Source organism: Mesorhizobium sp. M4B.F.Ca.ET.214.01.1.1 (assembly GCF_004791545.1).
Classification (GTDB): domain Bacteria; phylum Pseudomonadota; class Alphaproteobacteria; order Rhizobiales; family Rhizobiaceae; genus Mesorhizobium; species Mesorhizobium abyssinicae.
Genome location: NZ_SRUX01000215.1, coordinates 1 through 316 on the forward strand (window position 1 = coordinate 1; position 316 = coordinate 316).

Here is a 316-nt window from a genome sequence, read left to right on the forward strand (position 1 = left end):
AGCAGACCGGCACCCTGGTGCAGACCGTCGGCAATCCCGGCAGCGGCGGCACCGACAGCGGCAACGACTTCACCAACTTCCTCGACTTCTCGATCAGTGGCACCAAGTACGAGGACCTGACCGGCGACGGCACGAGCGCCGACGACACCGCCTGGTCGCATGATCCGGTGACCATCTTCATCGACGACGACAACAGCGGCGATCTCAGCGCCGGCGACCGCTCGACGACGACGGGGGCCGGCGGCGCCTGGTCGATCGGCGGACTGACGCTGGCCGATGTCGGCAAGAACATCTACGAGGTCGTGCCGGACGGCTC

At 67.4% G+C, this 316-nt stretch carries 1 protein-coding gene; it reads left to right on the plus strand.

All coding sequences use genetic code 11. The annotated features are described in order from the left end of the window. A partial coding sequence (locus tag EN857_RS35140) for a hypothetical protein (RefSeq protein WP_189522842.1) occupies nucleotides 1–316 on the plus strand: 316 nt, incomplete at both ends.